A 16346-nucleotide genomic window follows, 5' to 3' on the forward strand; every position below is an offset into this window, starting at 1 on the left:
CGGGCCATCGCGTTCGGTCAAAGCGGTCCCACGTCGAACATCACCCGGATAGTGTTCGTGGCACACATCTGGGGGGTGCATGGCGCATTTCTTCGCTACGGCGTTCAGCTTCCCGGTGGCGTTGCTGAGCGTGCTGCTCGTGGTGGTCCTGTGTTACTGGGTGCTGATCGTCCTCGGGGTCGCCGACGTCGACTCGCTGCACTTCGACCTCGGTTTCGGACTCGGTGGAACCAAGGCGGTCATCTCCGCGTCGATACTCATCGCAATCTCCTGGTTCACCTGTCTCGGGGGCGCCGTGCTGCTCGAAGGATGGGAACTCTCCACCGCCCTGTACATCCTGATCGGGTTCCTGCTGCTGGTCGTCGCACTTCTGGTCGGCCTCATCGTGACCCGCATCCTGATCACCCCGATCCGGAAACTGCTCCCCGAGGACGGTGGCGACTCGCGGCTGGACTTCGTCGGCCGCACGTGCGTCGTCCGGACCACCCGGGTGACGCAGACGTTCGGGCAGGCCGAGGTGGCCGCCGACGACGGGTCGACCGCGGTCGTGCAGGTGCGCCAACCGGGCCAGGACCCGCTCACCGCCGGTGACACGGCGGTGATCTTCGACTACGACGCGGTCGGCGAATTCTTCTGGGTAGCGCCGCTCACCACCCACAGCTTGGGGGACCACTGATGGATGTCATCACCACCGGGTTCGGCATTCTCGTCGCCGTGATCCTGGTCGTCGTCATCGCCGTGCTGATCATGTTCAGCCGCCTGTTCCGCAAGATCGACCAGGGCAAGGCGTTGATCATCTCCAAGGTGAGCAAGGTCGACGTGACGTTCACCGGCGCCGTGGTGCTGCCCGTGCTGCACCGCGCGGAGGTCATGGACATCTCGGTGAAGACCATCGAGATCCGCCGCGCCGGCACCGAGGGCCTGATCTGCCGGGACAACATCCGCGCCGACATCCGCATCACGTTCTTCGTCCGGGTCAACAAGACCGTCGAGGACGTCATCAAGGTGGCCCAGGCCATCGGCACCACGCGCGCGTCCGACGAGACGACGTTGCAGGAGCTGTTCAACGCCAAGTTCTCCGAGGCGCTCAAGACGGTCGGCAAGCAGCTCGACTTCGTGGACCTCTACACCAAGCGCAACGAGTTCCGGGACCAGATCATCGAGGTCATCGGCACCGACCTGAACGGCTACAGCCTCGAGGACGCGGCGATCGACTACCTCGAGCAGACGCCGATGTCGCAGCTCAACCGCGACAACATCCTGGACGCGCAGGGCATCCGCAAGATCACCGAGCTGACCGCGATCGAGCACGTGCGGACCAACGAGTACCAGCGCGGCGAGGAGAAGGAGATCACCCGCCAGAACGTCGAGGCGCGCGAGGCGATCCTGGAACTCGAACGGCGCCAGGCGGACGCGGAGATCAAGCAGAAGCGCGAGGTCGAGACGCTGCGGGCGCGCGAGGAGGCCGAGATCGCCAAGGTGCAGGCCGAGGAGCGGCTCAAGTCCGACACCGCGAACATCCGCACCGAGGAGCAGCTCGGCATCCAGACCGAGAACAAGGCGCGCGAGATCGCCGTGGCGGAGAAGAACCGCGAGCGGGTGATCGCGATCGAGACCGAGCGGATCGAGAAGGACCGCCAGCTCGAGGTCATCGGCCGCGAGCGGGAGACCGAGCTGTCCCGGATCTCCAAGGACAAGGAGGTCGAGGGCGAGAAGCGGGCCGTCGCCGAGGTGGTGCGGGAGCGGATCGCGGTCGAGAAGACCGTGGCCGAGCAGGAGGAGAACATCAAGCGGTTGCGCGCGGTCGAGGAGGCCGAGCGGTTCCGCCAGACCACGATCATCACCGCCGAGGCCGAGGCGCAGGAGAGCCTGGTCAAGGACATCAAGGCGGCCGAGGCGGGCGAGGCCGCCGCGAAGTTCAAGGCGCGCGAGGAACTCGTGCTCGCCGAGGCGCGGCAGCAGACCGCCGAGCTGGACACCCGGGCGATGATCCGGCTGGCCGAGGGCAAGCAGGCCGAGTCGGCCGCGAAGGGCCTGGCCGACGTGCTGGTGCGCGAGCGCGACGCCGAGGCGATCGAGAAGATCGGCCGCGCGGAGGCCTCGGTGGAGCGGGAGAAGGCGCTGGTCGCCGCGGAGGCGGCGGAGAAGGTCGGGCACGCGGAAGCCGTGGTGGAGCGGGAGAAGGCGCTCGTCGCGGCCGAGGCGATCCGCGAGAAGCTGAAGGGCGAGGCCGAGGGTCTCACCGACAAGGCGGGCGCGATGGCCGCGCTGGACGACGCGACCCGGGAGCACGAGGAGTACCGGCTGCGGCTGGAGGCGGACAAGGAGATCCGGCTCAAGGGCATCGAGGCGCAGCGCCAGATCGCCGAGTCCCAGGCGATGGTGCTGGCCACCGGCCTGGAGAAGGCGGACATCGACATCGTCGGCGGCGAGAGCATGTTCTTCGACCGCATCGTCGGCGCCGTCACGATGGGCAAGAGCTTCGACGGTTTCGTGGAGCACTCGGACGTCGCGCGGACGCTGGCCAAGCCGTGGTTGAACGGCACCGCCGACTTCACCAAGGACGTCACGTCGATCCTGGGCTCGTTCGGCACCGAGGACATCAAGAACCTCACCGTGTCCGCGGCGCTGCTGCGGCTGATCGACTCCGGCGGCCCGGACGCCGGGAAGTGGCGTGACCTGCTGGCCACCGCGCAGCGCCTCGGGGTCGCGGACCGCCCGGTCGCGGCGCTCGCGCAGTCGTGACGACCGGGGTGGACGCGGGCCTCGACGCCGGCACCTACGAGGTGCTGCGGGCCCGGCTGGCCGAGCAGGCCGCCGGGCTCGCCACCCGGGCCGAGGCGCTCAACGCGCGCCGGCTGGAGGTGTTCGGCGGCGCGGACCTGGGCCTGCTCGGCACCGAGCGGATCCGCACGGCCAACAACTGCGTGCCGCGCGACGTCGTGGTGGTCGCGGGCCTGATGCTGTTCGGCTACAACGTCTACATCGGGCTCAAGCCCGAGACCACCGTGGACGACGTCTTCTCGCTGCACCGCTTCAGCCGCGACGGCGACGCGTTCTGGTTCGAGGAGGCCGGTCCGGACGAGCTGCCCGGCCTGCTGCGCGACCCGCAGTTCCGGCGCGACTTCGCCGAGTTGTACCGGTACTACCGGGAAACCCGGCTGGTGCAGCTGAGGCTGGTCGAGGGCAAGCTGCTCGCGGTGTTCCAGACCGGCGCGCGCACCGAGGACATCCGGGTGCTGCGCTGGCGGGTCGACGTCGACGGCACGGTGTCGTACCTGGACAACCGGGGCGAGCGGGACCACGTGTTCCCGCCGTCGCACGACTTCGAGTGGACGCCGACCACGCGCGAGCACCACGTGCTCGGCAGGCACCCGCACATCTCGATCCAGGACGAGGTGTTCGTGGAGACGGTCGGCGGCGACCTCACCATCAAGGTGGAGGACAACACCGAGACCGGCGAGGGCATCTACCGCGAGCCGGTGGACGAGCCGTTGCAGTCGCTGGCCGACGCGGACGTGCACTTCGCCCGGGTCGGTCCGCTGATCCTGCTGCGGGTGCGGCCGTACAACGAGACCGCGTGGCGGCACCTGGTGTTCAACACGCGCACCAAGGGCGTCGAGCGGCTCGACGGCATCGGCCAGGCGTGCCACCGGCTGCCGGAGGACCAGGGGTTGATCTTCCCCGGCGGCTACTACCTGACCACCGGCGAGGGCAAGACGTTCGACACCCGGGTCGAGGAGTTGGAGTTCGAGCGGGTGATCCGCTCGGCGAACGGCGAGGACGTGCTGTTCGCGTTCCACGCGCGGCGCGACGGCCGGTCGCTGCTGCTGCCGTACAACGTGATCCGCAAGGAGGTCGCGAACCCGTTGCCCTGCAACGGGTACTCGCTGTTCGAAGACGGCACCCTGGTGTTCTTCCGGGCGCTGGACGCCGAGCCGACGCGGGTGCACCTGATGCAGGTGTGGCAGACGCCGTTCCTGTCGGACGCCTACGCCGCCGCGCAGCCGGTCGGCACCGGACCGCTGGAGAAGGTGGGCAACGCCGATCTCGTGCGCGGCATCTCCGACTGCCTGTCGGTGAGCCGGATGGCCCGCGGCCCGGCGCCGTCCGTCGCCGTGTTCGAGGACCTGATCGCGGCCTGCACCAGGGTGTTCGACGGCTACCACTGGCTCGGCGAGTCGGAGCTGGGCGACCTGCGGTCACCGCTGACCGAGGTGCGCGGCACGGCCGAGCAGGTGCTGGACGAGTTCGAGACCGTGCAGGCGCTGACCGCGCAGGCGGCGACCGCGCTGGACGGCGCGGTGGAGGAGATCGCGACCCTGGTCCGGCACGCCAGGGGCGAGATGCCGCAGGGCGCGGACGCGTGGGTGCGGCAGCTGGCCGACCTGCGCGCCGCGCAGGGCAGGCTCGTCACGTTGAAGGAGCTGCGGTACGTCGACCTGGCCGCGATCGACTCGGCGCTGGCCGGGTTGGACGAGGAGATCGGCTCGACCGCCCGGCGCGCGGTCGAGCACCTGAGCCGCGACGACGCGTTCGCCGGGTACCACGACGGGGTCCGCGACCTGGTGGTCAGGGCGGAGGCGATCCGGACGGTCGCCGAGTCGGCGCCGGTCACCGAGGAGCTCGCCGAGCGGCAGCACGGGCTCGAGGTGCTGACCGAGGTGGTCGGCTCGCTGGACATCGCGGACGCCACCGTGCGGACGTCGATCCTGGAGCGCATCGGCGAGGTGCTGGCCGGGCTGAACCGGGCACGGGCCACTGTGGACGGTCGACGGCGGCAGCTGCTCGCGGTCGAGGGGCGGGCCGAGTTCGCCGCCGAGTTCGCGCTGCTCGGCCAGTCGGTCACCGGCGCGCTCGCGGTCGCGGACACTCCGCAGCGGTGCGACGAGCAGCTGGGCAGGCTGCTGCTCCAGCTGGAGAACCTGGAGTCCCGGTTCGGCGAGTTCGACGACTTCCTCGCGGAGCTCGGCGCCAAGCGGACCGACGTCTACGAGGCGTTCTCCTCGCGCAAGCAGGCGCTGCTGGACGACCGGGCCCGGCGGGCGGACCGGTTGGCCGACTCGGCCGACCGCATCCTGACCAGCGTGACCCGCCGGGTCGCCGCGCTGGGTTCGCTGGACGAGGTCAATACCTACTTCGCGTCCGACCCGATGGTGGCGAGGATCCGGTCCGTCGCGGCGGAGTTGCGCGAGCTGGGCGACCAGGTGCGGGCCGAGGAGCTGGACGGCCGGGTGCTCGCCGCGCGGCAGGAGGCCGGGCGGGCGCTGCGCGACCGGCTCGACCTGTTCGACGGGGAGACGATCCGGTTGGGGCGGCACCGGTTCGCGGTGAACTCGCAGCCGCTGGACCTGACGTTGGTGCCGAAGGACGGCGGGTTGTCCTTCGCCATCACCGGCACCGACTACCGCGCGCCGGTGCTGGACGAGGACTTCGCCGTCACCCGGCCGTTCTGGGACCAGCTGGTGGTCTCGGAAACCGCCGAGGTGTACCGGGCCGAGCACCTGGCCGCGTCGATGCTGGTCGAGTACCCGACCGGCGAACTGCACGCCGCGGCGGCCGACGGCACGCTGGCCGACCTGGTGCGCACCACCGCCGAGTCGCGGCTGGACGAGGGCTACGAGCGCGGTGTGCACGACCACGACGCGACGCGGATCCTCGACGTGCTGCTGCGCCTGCACGCGGGCGCGGGCGTGCTGCGGTACCCGGCGGCGGCCCGGGCGGCGGCCCAGCTGTTCTGGGCGCGCGCGACCGAGGACGACCGCGGGCGGCTGACCAGGCGGGCCGCCTCGCTCGGCCGGGCGCGGGCCCGGTTCGGGCACTCGGCGGCGATGGACGACCTGTGCGCCGAGCTGGCGGTGCTCGCGGGCGATCCGCTCGCGGGCGAGTACCTGTTCGAGGAGCTGACCGCGTCGCCGTTCGGGTTCGCGACCAGTGCCGCGGCCCGCGCGCTGACCGAGGAGTTCCACCGCGCGCTGGGCAACCGCGCGGAGTTCGACGCCGACCTGCGCGCGTTCGAGCACGACCCGGAGGCGCGGCGGGCGCTGGTGGAGGGCTGGTACGGGTCGTTCCTCCAGGGCCGCACCCCGCCGGAGCTGCCCGAGGCGATCGCGCTGGAGCTGTGCCGCGACCTGCCGCGGCACGAGTCGTCCGCCCAGCTTTCGTCCACTGTGGACGGACTGCTCGGCGCGCACCCGCGGGTGGTCGACCGGTCGCTGGAGCTCAGGCTGGACGAGCTGCTCGCCCGCACCAGGGCGTTCCGCGAGCAGCGGGTTCCGGGGTTCCGGGCCTACCAGCGGCGGCGCAACGAGGTGGTGGCGCGGGAGAGGGAGCGCCTGCGGCTGGACGAGTACCGGCCGCGGGTGATGAGCGCGTTCGTCCGCAACCGGTTGCTGGACGAGGTGTACCTGCCGCTCATCGGGGACAACCTGGCCAAGCAGCTCGGCGCGGCCGGTGACGCCAAGCGCACCGACCAGATGGGCCTCCTGCTGCTCATCTCGCCGCCCGGTTACGGCAAGACGACGCTGATGGAGTACGTCGCGAACCGGCTCGGGCTGGTGTTCGTCAAGGTCAACGGCCCGTCCCTGGGGCACGACGTGACGAGCGTCGACCCGGCGGACGCGCCGAACGCGACCGCGCGCCAGGAGGTCGAGAAAATCTCCTTCGCGCTCGAGTCGGGCAACAACGTGCTGCTGTACCTGGACGACATCCAGCACACCTCGCCCGAGCTGTTGCAGAAGTTCATCTCGCTGTGCGACGCGCAGCGCCGGATGGAGGGCGTCTGGGAGGGCCGGACCCGCACCTACGACCTGCGCGGCAAGCGGTTCGCGGTGGTCATGGCGGGCAACCCGTACACCGAGTCGGGGCAGCGGTTCCGGATTCCGGACATGCTGGCCAACCGGGCAGACGTGTGGAACCTGGGCGACGTGCTGTCCGGTCGCGAGGACCTGTTCGCGCTGAGCTACCTGGAGAACGCGCTCACCTCGAACCCGGTGCTCGCGCCGCTGTCCACAAGGGACCGAGGCGACATCGACCTGCTGGTGCGGATGGCGCACGGCGAGCCCGTCCGGTCGGACCGGCTCTCGCACCCGTACACCTCGGTCGAGCTGGAACAGGTGCTCTCCGTGCTGCGCAAGCTGATCCGGGTGCAGGAGGTGGTGCTGGCCAACAACCGGGCCTACATCGCCTCGGCGGCCCAGTCCGACGCCTCGCGCGTCGAACCGCCGTTCCGGCTCCAGGGCTCGTACCGGAACATGAACCGGCTCGCGGAGAAGGTCGTGCCGGTGATGAACGACGCCGAGCTGGACGCGGTGGTGGACGACCACTACCTGGGCGAGGCGCAGACGCTGACCTCGGGCGCCGAGGCGAACCTGTTGAAGCTGGCCGAACTCCGGGGCGCGCTCACCGCCGAGCAGGCCGCGCGGTGGGCCGAGGTGAAGGCGGGCTACCTGCGGGCGCGGGCGTTGGGCGGCGCGGAGGACGACCCGATGAGCCGGGCGGTCGGCGCGGTGGGCCTGCTGGCCGACCGGGTCGGCGACGCGCTGGACCGGTTGGCGGACAAGGGCTGAGCGCCGCCGCGGCGGTACCGGGAGTCGTTGCCCGGTACCGCCGCGGAACGCGCCCCGGTTCTGCGACCCTGGGCCCATGACACTGCGGTTGGCGGTCGCGCAGAGCACGGTGCCGGAGGACCCGGCGGACCGGGTGGCGTTGCGCGCAAGCACGTGGTGTGCTCGACCGGGCCGGACGGGTTGACCGAGGCCGACTGGAGCCGGACCGCGTGGGACGTGCTGCGGGAGGAGGCCGAGGAGATCGCCGCGCTCGCGGGCGAACTCGGGATCTGGGCGGTGTTCGGCTCGATCCACCGGCTGTCCGCCGGCAACCGGCCGCACAACAGCCTGTACGTGGTGTCGGACCGGGGCGAGCCGGTCGGCCGGTACGACAAGCGCTTCCTGTCGCACACCGAGGTCGGTCACCTGTACGCGCCGGGTGTCGCGCCGCTGGTCTTCGAGGTCGACGGCTACCGGTTCGGTTGCGCGCTGTGCATCGAGGTCGACTTCAGCGGGGTGTTCGCCGAGTACGAGCGGCTGGACGTGGATTGCGTGCTGGTGTCGGTGATGGTGGACGACGAGCCGAGGTCCGTGGTGGCGCAGGCCTACGGCACCTTGTTCAACTATTGGGTCGCCTACTCGGTGCCGGCCCAGTTCAGCGCCACCGCGCCGGCCGGCCTGGTCGCGCCGGGTGGTCGGTGGGTCGCGCGCTGCGCCGGTGACGGCAGGCCCGGCCTGGCGGTCGCCGACCTCGACCGGGACGCGCCGGAGTGGCACACCGCGCTGAAGCTCGCCCGACCGTGGCGGCGCACGGCGACCGCGGGCCTCTACGAAAGCCGTGTCGTGCAAGGGGATCCGCGCAGCGACACCCGGACGGCGTTCTGAGGCGCTAGTCGTCGCAGCCCAGGCCGTCGAGGTCGACGTCGAGCCCGAGGCGTTCGAGCTCGGAGTCGTCCAGGTCGAGCAGACCCTGGTCGCGCAACCAGTCGCAGGTCGCCTTCACGTCCACCGGGAACAACCAGGGCAGGCACTGGCCGGTGCGCTGGTACTGGCCGCACCACGGTGGCACGGGGATCACGGTCCGGTGCGTGCCGTGCCCGCGCTCCTTGCGGGTCGTGGTGGCGGGTTCGGTCTCGTCCACCGGCACGTCCGTCGCGGGCGGCGGCACGGCGGTCGTCGTCGGCTTGGCGACCTGGAGCGTGGTGGTGAACGTGGCGCTCAGCTCGCCCGCGCGGGTGGGCGCGGCGTCGACCCGGCGCACGTCGACGGGGCGCGGCCGGTTCACGGTGATCACCATGAACACCAAGGCCCCGATCGCGAGCACGGCCATCAGGCCCACAAGGGCCGTGCGTCTGCCATTGCTCATCCCAAACACCCGCTCCGACTTCTCCCACGGTGCCACGTGGAATCGCCCGACGAGGTACCGGCGTTACGCGTTCGTGGTTTTCGAGACGCAGCGTGGGAGCGCGACCACGTTCAGCCGCTGCGGTCCGGCCCGGCGCGGTGCAACGTCACCCGCAGGACCACCCGCCGGTCGCGCACCATGGCCGCCCGGTAGTCGGCCCAGTCCGGGTGCTCGCCGGAGATCCGCCGGTAGGTGTCGACCAGCCCGTCCATCGCCTCGGGCAGCGTGATCACCTCGGCCGTGCCGTCGACCTGGATCCACTCGCCGAAGAACCCCTCGTCCAGGAAGCACAGCGCGACCCGCGGGTCCGCCCGCACCTGCCGGACCTTGTACGCCGTCTCCCGGGTGCTGATGAGCACCCGGCCCTCGTCGTCCACCGCCGCGACCACCGGCGACATCTGCGGCGAGCCGTCCCGCCGGTTCGCGGACAGCACCGCGCGCGGGTGGCGGCGGATGAAGTCGCGTGCCTCGTCCAGGTCCATGGCCCCATCCTGGCCCTCGGCGCGGCGACGCGCCTGTGACACGATGCGGTCCATGCCGAACGCGCTGCTCGGCCCCGGATCCGTGACGTGGCAGTTGCACGCCGACCCGGCGATGTGGGCGGCGGGCATCGCGAGCCTGTACCTCCAGGCGCTGCACCCGCGCGCGGTGGCGGGCGTCGTGCAGAACTCGACGTTCCGGCAGGACCCGGTCGGCCGGTTGCGGCGCACGGCGGCGTTCGTCGGCGTCGTCTCCTACGGCACGACCGACGAGGTCGAGGCGGCCGCGGCCAGGGTGCGCGCGGTGCACCGGTCGTTGCGCGGCCGGGACGCCGAGGGCAGGCGGTTCCGGGTGGACGACCCCGAGCTGCTGCTCTGGGTGCACTGCGCCGAGGTGCACTCGTTCGCGACCGTGGTGCGGCGCGCGGGGTTCCGGCTAACCGACGCGCAGGTCGACCGGTACTACGACGAGCAGCGCCTGACCGCCGGGCTGGTCGGGCTGCACCCGGACGAGGTGCCCGGCAGCGCGGCGGCGATGGCGGAGTACTTCGCCGGGATGCTGCCCGCGCTGCGCCGGACGGCGGATTCCGAGCTGGTGTACCGGTTCCTGCACCGCCCGCCGGTGCGTGGACCGCTGCGCGCGGCCGTGCGGGCCTACGAGCCGCTGCTCGGTCACCTGGCGTACTCGGTGCTGCCGCCGTGGGCGATCGCGCTGCACGGCCACCACGCCTACCCCGAGCAGGCGGCCACCGCGCTGCTGCGGTCCGCGCGCGCCGCGACGCTGCTGGTGCCGGGCCCGATCCGGTGGCGGTGGTCCGGCGGGCACGTGAACGGCGCGGTACGGCGGTGGGGCCGGCAGGTCACGCCGCGGCGCGGAGTGCCGCAGTCGTAGTTCTCACAGTCCGCGGTGGGCTGTTCGGTGCAGTGGATTGGACCACTTGCGGGGCACGGCGATAGGGATCGGCTATCGGTTGTGCCTAGCCTGGTGCCGGGACGCGCGGATCCGCGTCCCGACCCCGAGTTCGCGAGAGGTTGGCGGCGCGATGCTGTTCCGACGACTGCTGTCCGCTACCGCGGTGGCGGCACTGGTGACCACCGCGGCGTGCGGTGGCGCCGATCAGGGCACCTTGAAGGGCAAGGCCGAAACCGGTGGCCTGACCATCGGGATCCGGTACGACCAACCCGGGATCGCGCAGCGCAGGCTCGACGGCAAGTACGTCGGGTTCGACGTGGACGTGGCGAAGTTCGTCGCCGGGCAACTGGGCGTGCCGGAGTCCGGCATCACGTGGAAGGAGGCCCGGCCCGCGGACCGGGAGCGGTTGCTGACCGGCGGCGAGGTCGACTTCGTGGTCGCCGCGTACTCGATCACCGACAAGCGCAAGGAGCAGGTGGGCTTCGCGGGTCCGTACTTCCAGACCGGTCAGGGTCTGCTGGTGCGGTTCGCCGAGGAGGCGATCACCGGGCCGGACGCGTTGAACGGCAAGAGGTTGTGCTCGGTGGCCGGGTCGACCTCCGCGCAGCGGGTGGAGGGCGAGTTCTCCCGCGACGTCGTGCTGGTGGAGTACGGCCAGTACTCGGACTGCGTGGTCGCGCTGCTGGCGGGCAACGTCGACGCGGTGACCACCGACGAGGCGATCCTGGCCGGGTACGTGGCGGAGAACCCCGAGGTGCTCAAGCTCGTCGGCGGCACGTTCACCACCGAGAAGTACGGCGTGGGCCTGCGCAAGGGCGATACGGCCGGTCGTGCGGACGTCAACGCGGCGCTGGCCAGGATGGTGAGCGGCGGGGAGTGGCGGCGCGCGCTGGAGCGCAACATCGGCCAGTCCGGCGTGCGGCTGCCCGACCCGCCGGAGATCACCGAGAAGTGACCCCGGTCACCGGGGCGTGCGGACCCGTGGTGGAGGGTCGTCGGGACCGCCGTTTCGCGGGCCGACGGGCGGTTTTCGCGGAGCTTGCGCGCTCCTGAACGACAGCCGCCTCTTCAGTGGTAGTGCTGGGCTTGAGCAAGCGATACAGTCGCCGACGCAGGCCGTGGTTTCTGTGTTCGTGTCTCACGCTCGCGGAACAACACGCGGGCGTGCCGTCCTCCGCTTTCCTCGGCGGAGACACCGCCCCGGGACGGCCGGGGTTGCACGGTGCAGCCCCAAGCTTTCCTGCGATGGGAGCAGGTAGATGGCACAGGGCACTGTCAAGTGGTTCAACTCCGAAAAGGGCTTCGGCTTCATCGCCCAGGAGAACGGCGGTCCGGACGTCTTCGTCCACTACTCGGAGATCCAGGGCAACGGGTTCCGCACCCTGGAGGAGAACCAGAAGGTCGAGTTCGAGATCGGCCAGGGCACCAAGGGTCCGCAGGCCCAGAACGTGCGAGCAGTCTGACACCGGCACGAAGAGGCCCCCGGTCGGGTTCCGACCGGGGGCCTCGGTGTCCGTGGCGGGCTAGTAGCCGCGCTGGCGGGCCTCCCACTCCAGTCGCTGCATGACCCACTCGGTCGCGAGCGCCTGGGGCGAGGTCTGGCGCTCCGCGGCCAGTTCCTTCAGCTGCTCGTTCGCCATCAGCTGCAACCGCAGCTGGTAGACCTGCGCGTTGCCGAAGCTGGAACCCGCCGTCGTCTCCGGGTCCAGCGCCGTTTCCGGCGCCAGCGCGGCGAGGTACGAGCTCAGGTCGTGGTCGTCGTGGACCGGCTCTTCCGAAGCGGGAGGCCGGTGCTTGCCGGACTTCGAGCGTCCGAGGGATCCAAGAGGCACCGCGCAACGATAACGGTAAGGTCGCGGAACCGCGCCAAGTGTGATCTCTACCACAGGGAGAGGCCCCCGCGCCAGGGGGAGGAACGCGGGGGCCGGAGGGGATCTCCACAGGTGCTGACCGGGGGTGTGTCAGCAAATCGGATTGTTGCACGTGCACGGGGAGCTGGGGAGTGGTTCTCCGCGAAATCTTCAGCCCGCCGTTGCCCGGAACCCGCGCAGCCGCAGGCTGTTGGTCACCACGAAGACGCTCGAGAACGCCATCGCGGCACCGGCCAGCATCGGATTGAGCAATCCCAGGGCGGCCAGCGGCAAACCGGCGACGTTGTAGGCGAACGCCCAGAAAAGATTTCCCTTGATGGTCGCCAACGTGCGGCGGGACAACCTGATCGCGTCCACCGCGACCCGCAGGTCGCCCCGGACCAGGGTCAGGTCGCCGGCCTCGATCGCCACGTCGGTGCCGGTGCCCATGGCCAACCCGAGGTCCGCCACCGCCAGCGCGGGCGCGTCGTTCACGCCGTCGCCGACCATCGCGACGACCTTGCCCGCGGCCTGCAACCGCCGCACCACGGCCACTTTCTCGTCCGGCAGGACTTCGGCCACCACTTCGGTGATGCCCACCTCGTGGGCGACCGCGCGCGCCACGACCTCGTTGTCACCGGTCAGCAGCACGGGTTCCAGCCCGAGCGCGCGCAACCCGCGCACCGCCTCGGCACTGGTCGGCTTCACCGTGTCGCCCACCGCGAGCAGCCCGATCGCGACGTCGTCCGCGGCCACCGCGACCACCGTCCGCCCGGCGTCCCGCAACCGCGTCGCGTCGGCCTCCAGCGCGCCGAGGTCCACCGCGCGCAGCCGGCCGACGAACACCTTGCGGTCCTCCAGCACGGCCGTCACGCCGACGCCCTCGCGGTTGGCGAAGCCGGTGACCGGCACCAGGTCCACCTCGGCCCGCGCGCCGCGCACGATCGCGGCGGCGATGGGGTGCTCGGAGCCTTCCTCGGCCGAGCCCGCCACCCGCAGCACCTCGGCCCGCGTGACGCCGTCGGCCGCCACCACGTCGACCAGCACGAGCTTCCCGGTCGTGACGGTGCCGGTCTTGTCCAGCACCACCGTGTCGACCCGCCGGGTGGACTCCAGCACCTCGGGGCCCTTGACCAGGATGCCCAGCTGCGCGCCGCGCCCGGTGCCCACCAGCAACGCGGTCGGCGTCGCCAGGCCCAGCGCGCACGGGCACGCGATCACCAGCACCGCGACCGCCGCCGTCACCGCGAACTCCAGCGGCCGGCCCGCCACCAGCCACGCGGCCAGCGTGACCACCGCGATGCCCAGCACCACCGGCACGAACACGCCCGAGATCCGGTCCGCCAGCCGCTGCACGGCCGCCTTGCCCGACTGCGCCTGCTCGACCAGCGCGGCCATCCGGGCGAGCTGGGTGTCCGCGCCGACCGACGTCGCCCGCACCACGAGCCGCCCGCCCGCGTTGACCGTGCCGCCGACCACCGGGTCGTCGACGCCGACCTCCACCGGCACCGACTCGCCGGTCACCATCGACCGGTCCACCGCCGACGAGCCCTCGGCCACCACGCCGTCGGTGGCGATCCGCTCGCCCGGCCGCACCACGAACAGCGACCCGGCGGTCAGCGCGGACACCGGGACCCGCACCTCGACGCCGTCCCGCAGCACGGCCACGTCCTTGGCGCCCAGCGCCAACAACGCCCGCAGCGCCGCGCCCGCGCTCCGCTTGGACCGGGCCTCGAGCCAGCGGCCGAGCAACAGGAACACCGTCACCCCGACGGCGACCTCCAGGTAGATGTCGCCGGTGGTCGAGGGCCGCGGCACGAGGCTGAACCCGTGGCGCATGCCCAGTTCGCCCGCCGTGCCGAACACCAGCGCGTAGACCGACCACAGGTAGGCCACCACGACGCCCATCGACACCAGCGTGTCCATGGTGCTCGCGCCGTGCCGCGCGTTGACCGCGGCGGCGCGGTGGAACGGCCACCCGCACACCCACACGACCACGCTCGCCAGCGCGAGCGAGAACCACTGCCACCCCGGGAACTGCCAGGCCGGGACCATCGAGAGCACGACCACCGGCAGGCCGAGCGACGCCGCGACGAGCACCCGCGCCCGCAGTTCGCCGGCGTGGTCCTCCTCCTCGACCTCGGGCGTCGGCTCGGCCGCGTCGTACCCCGCCGCGCGCACCGTGGAGACCAGGTCGGCCACCGCCAGCCCGACCGGGAACTCGACTCCGGCCTTCTCGGTCGCGTAGTTGACCGAGGCGGTGACCCCCTCGAGCTTGTTGAGCTTGCGCTCGATCCGGTTCGCGCAGGAGGCGCACGTCATGCCGGTGATGGCGAGTTCGACGTGCCGCCTGGACTCCGTGGTGGTCATGTCAGCCGGCCAGCTCGTAGCCCGCCTCGGTGACGGCGGCGCTCACCTCGTCGCGGGTCAGCTCGCGGCTGCTGGTCACGGTGACCGCGCCGCTGTCGAGCACGACGTCCACCGCGGTGACGCCCTCGACACCGGTCAGCTCCTCGGTGACGGAGCTGACGCAGTGGCCGCAGTGCATGCCGGTGACGGTGTAGGTGGTGGTGACGGACATCGGAGCCCCACTTCCTCTCGATTGTGGCTCCAATATACCCCTAGGGGGTAGCCGTACCGTCCGGCGGGGGCTCCAGCCCGGTGATCTCCCCCTCCAGGCGGACGACGAGTTCCTCCAGCCCGGCGAGCATGCCGTCCAGTTCGCTCATCTTGTCGTTCATCAGGGCTTCCAGGTTCGCCTCCAGCGCGGCGAACGACTCCGGGGTCGGCACCGGCGGGGCGGTCGCCCCGACCTCCGGCGCTTCATCCGATCGGGGGCGTGGGTCCGGCTCGGTCATGGGTACACCCTAGGCAGTCGTGATCCGGGTGGGCTTTCACGGAAAGTGACGCCCGGTCGTCACTGAATCACTCTGCGGGGGGCTGCGGCGATTCGACGGGCTCGCTTAGCCTCGCGCCAACCTCAAGTCGGGGAGGCGTCATGAGCGGGTCCCTAGAAGTACGTCAATTCCTGTGGAACCAGGACGAAACCATGTCGAGGCCGGGCGGCGGTGGGGTGCCGACCCAGCGGAACGGCGCGGAGCCGTCCCGCGTCTCGGACGACCAGGTGCACCGGGCGCGGTTGTCGGTCGCACGGGGCGCGACGAGCGCCGAGGACTGCCGGTTGCTGCTCGACATGCTCGGGCTGTCACCGGGTGAGGACGGGGGAGCGCCACCCGTCCAACGCTAGGCGGGGCGGGCGGCCGTCGGGACTCCTCCCGGCGGCCGCCCGACGAGCACCCCGGTGCCGCCGGGGGCTCCCGCATGCTCCGAGCATTGCTCGCGACCCGGTTCTGTGACACTGTTATGGAATGAGCCCTGTCGCGGAGCGGACTCAGGAGCCGCTGGTCAGACTGGGTGGTGCCTTCATGGTGTCACCGGAACTCGCCGAGCAGGAGAAGGCCGTCGGCCTGCCTCCTCGAACGCTCTACTTCCGCGGTCGCACGGCGGTGCTCGGCAATCCCGAGCCCGGCGTCGTGGCGGCCGTGATCGCGATCTTCCCGGAGTGGCTGGTCGAGGCGGCGCTGGTGCGCTCGCTGCCGGCCGACCGGGCGGTGGCCGCCTACCTCGAGGCCTGCTGGACGTGGTCGCGCGGCGCCTTCGCGTCCGTCGAGGACCCGGGCCGGGTGGCCGACCTCGGCTTCCGGGTGGCCGACGCGGTCGACCCCGGCGCCCTGGCCCTGTTCCGCGGCTGGCGGGACGCGCCCCGCCCGGCCGACGACCCGGCGCGGCTGGGCCACGTGCTGATGCTGCTGCGCGAGTTCCGCGGCGGGATCCACTTCGCCGCGCTGCGCGCCGTGGGCCTCACCGTCGCGCAGGCCGTCGCGCTGGACCCGGGTGGTGGTCGCCCCCGGTTCGAGCGCACCGCGTGGCGCCCGGAGGACTACGAGCCGGTGCTGGCGTCGGTCGAGGGGCGGGACGACCTGGCGCAGCGGTGGCGGACGGCCATGCGGCTGACCGACGAGCGGTTCGACGAGGCGCTGGGCGTGCTGACCGACGCCGAACGGGTCGAGTTCGCCGACCGGATCCTCGCCCTGGGCTGACCCGGCGGGCCATGACGGGGGTGGAAATCGCAGGTCAACAACTTGTGCCACC

Annotated in this window: 15 protein-coding genes; 9 read left to right on the forward strand and 6 right to left on the reverse strand. The window is 71.6% G+C overall.

Annotated features, from left to right (window positions below):
• The first annotated feature begins 79 nt into the window (after positions 1 to 79).
• The 4 genes from AB0G50_RS06300 (at position 80) to AB0G50_RS06315 (ending at position 8432) form a co-directional block, all read left to right on the forward strand.
• Positions 80 to 676 (forward strand): hypothetical protein, encoded by a 597-nt coding sequence (locus tag AB0G50_RS06300; protein WP_360102898.1) that lies wholly within the window; start codon positions 80 to 82, stop codon positions 674 to 676.
• Positions 676 to 2745, forward strand: a complete 2070-nt coding sequence (locus tag AB0G50_RS06305) for a flotillin family protein (protein ID WP_360102900.1) — start codon at positions 676 to 678, stop codon at positions 2743 to 2745. Before AB0G50_RS06300 ends, AB0G50_RS06305 begins: the two co-directional genes overlap by 1 nt.
• On the forward strand, positions 2742 to 7568 hold the full coding sequence (locus tag AB0G50_RS06310) for a DNA repair ATPase (RefSeq protein ID WP_360102902.1): 4827 nt from the start codon (positions 2742 to 2744) through the stop codon (positions 7566 to 7568). Before AB0G50_RS06305 ends, AB0G50_RS06310 begins: the two co-directional genes overlap by 4 nt.
• Positions 7569 to 7721: 153 nt before the next feature.
• Positions 7722 to 8432 carry a carbon-nitrogen hydrolase family protein gene (locus AB0G50_RS06315; protein ID WP_360102904.1) on the forward strand — a complete coding sequence of 237 codons (711 nt, stop codon included), beginning with the start codon at positions 7722 to 7724 and terminating at the stop codon, positions 8430 to 8432.
• Positions 8433 to 8436: 4 nt separating this feature from the next.
• On the opposite strand, the gene AB0G50_RS06320 is transcribed toward AB0G50_RS06315, so the two are convergent.
• Both AB0G50_RS06320 and AB0G50_RS06325 read right to left on the reverse strand, forming a co-directional pair.
• Positions 8437 to 8913: a hypothetical protein gene (locus AB0G50_RS06320; protein WP_360102906.1), complete on the reverse strand. Its 477-nt coding sequence runs from the start codon at positions 8911 to 8913 to the stop codon at positions 8437 to 8439.
• A gap of 110 nt (positions 8914 to 9023) precedes the next feature.
• A complete protein-coding gene (locus tag AB0G50_RS06325; RefSeq protein ID WP_360102908.1) occupies positions 9024 to 9434 on the reverse strand; it encodes a TIGR03618 family F420-dependent PPOX class oxidoreductase in 411 nt (136 codons plus the stop codon).
• Positions 9435 to 9486: 52 nt separating this feature from the next.
• On the opposite strand from AB0G50_RS06325, the gene AB0G50_RS06330 reads away from it, so the two are divergent.
• The 3 genes from AB0G50_RS06330 to AB0G50_RS06340 all read left to right on the forward strand — a co-directional run bounded on the left by AB0G50_RS06330 (position 9487) and on the right by AB0G50_RS06340 (position 11807).
• A complete protein-coding gene (locus AB0G50_RS06330; protein ID WP_360102910.1) occupies positions 9487 to 10323 on the forward strand; it encodes an oxygenase MpaB family protein in 837 nt (278 codons plus the stop codon).
• 151 nt (positions 10324 to 10474) lie between these two features.
• Positions 10475 to 11299, forward strand: coding sequence for a glutamate ABC transporter substrate-binding protein (locus AB0G50_RS06335; protein WP_360102912.1), 825 nt, complete (start codon positions 10475 to 10477; stop codon positions 11297 to 11299).
• Between the two features lie 304 nt (positions 11300 to 11603).
• Positions 11604 to 11807: a cold-shock protein gene (locus tag AB0G50_RS06340; protein WP_360102914.1), complete on the forward strand. Its 204-nt coding sequence runs from the start codon at positions 11604 to 11606 to the stop codon at positions 11805 to 11807.
• Positions 11808 to 11867: 60 nt separating this feature from the next.
• Here AB0G50_RS06340 and AB0G50_RS06345 read toward each other — a convergent pair whose 3' ends face one another.
• From AB0G50_RS06345 to AB0G50_RS06360, 4 genes are all read right to left on the reverse strand, one after another.
• Positions 11868 to 12176, reverse strand: a complete 309-nt coding sequence (locus AB0G50_RS06345; RefSeq protein ID WP_360102917.1) for a hypothetical protein — start codon at positions 12174 to 12176, stop codon at positions 11868 to 11870.
• 189 nt (positions 12177 to 12365) lie between these two features.
• Positions 12366 to 14564 (reverse strand): heavy metal translocating P-type ATPase, encoded by a 2199-nt coding sequence (locus AB0G50_RS06350; protein ID WP_360102919.1) that lies wholly within the window; start codon positions 14562 to 14564, stop codon positions 12366 to 12368.
• 1 nt (position 14565) lies between these two features.
• Positions 14566 to 14775 (reverse strand): heavy-metal-associated domain-containing protein, encoded by a 210-nt coding sequence (locus AB0G50_RS06355; RefSeq protein WP_360102921.1) that lies wholly within the window; start codon positions 14773 to 14775, stop codon positions 14566 to 14568.
• Between the two features lie 40 nt (positions 14776 to 14815).
• Entirely contained in the window at positions 14816 to 15052 is a 237-nt protein-coding gene (locus AB0G50_RS06360; protein WP_360102923.1) for a hypothetical protein, read from the reverse strand.
• A gap of 140 nt (positions 15053 to 15192) precedes the next feature.
• Between AB0G50_RS06360 and AB0G50_RS06365 the strand changes: the two genes are divergently transcribed.
• Complete coding sequence (locus AB0G50_RS06365) at positions 15193 to 15441, forward strand: hypothetical protein (RefSeq protein ID WP_360102925.1); 249 nt, start codon at positions 15193 to 15195, stop codon at positions 15439 to 15441.
• Between the two features lie 121 nt (positions 15442 to 15562).
• Positions 15563 to 16294: a hypothetical protein gene (locus AB0G50_RS06370; protein ID WP_360102927.1), complete on the forward strand. Its 732-nt coding sequence runs from the start codon at positions 15563 to 15565 to the stop codon at positions 16292 to 16294.
• The last annotated feature ends 52 nt before the right edge of the window (positions 16295 to 16346 follow it).

It is taken from the genome of Actinosynnema sp. NPDC020468 (assembly GCF_040642015.1).
GTDB lineage: Bacteria > Actinomycetota > Actinomycetes > Mycobacteriales > Pseudonocardiaceae > Actinosynnema.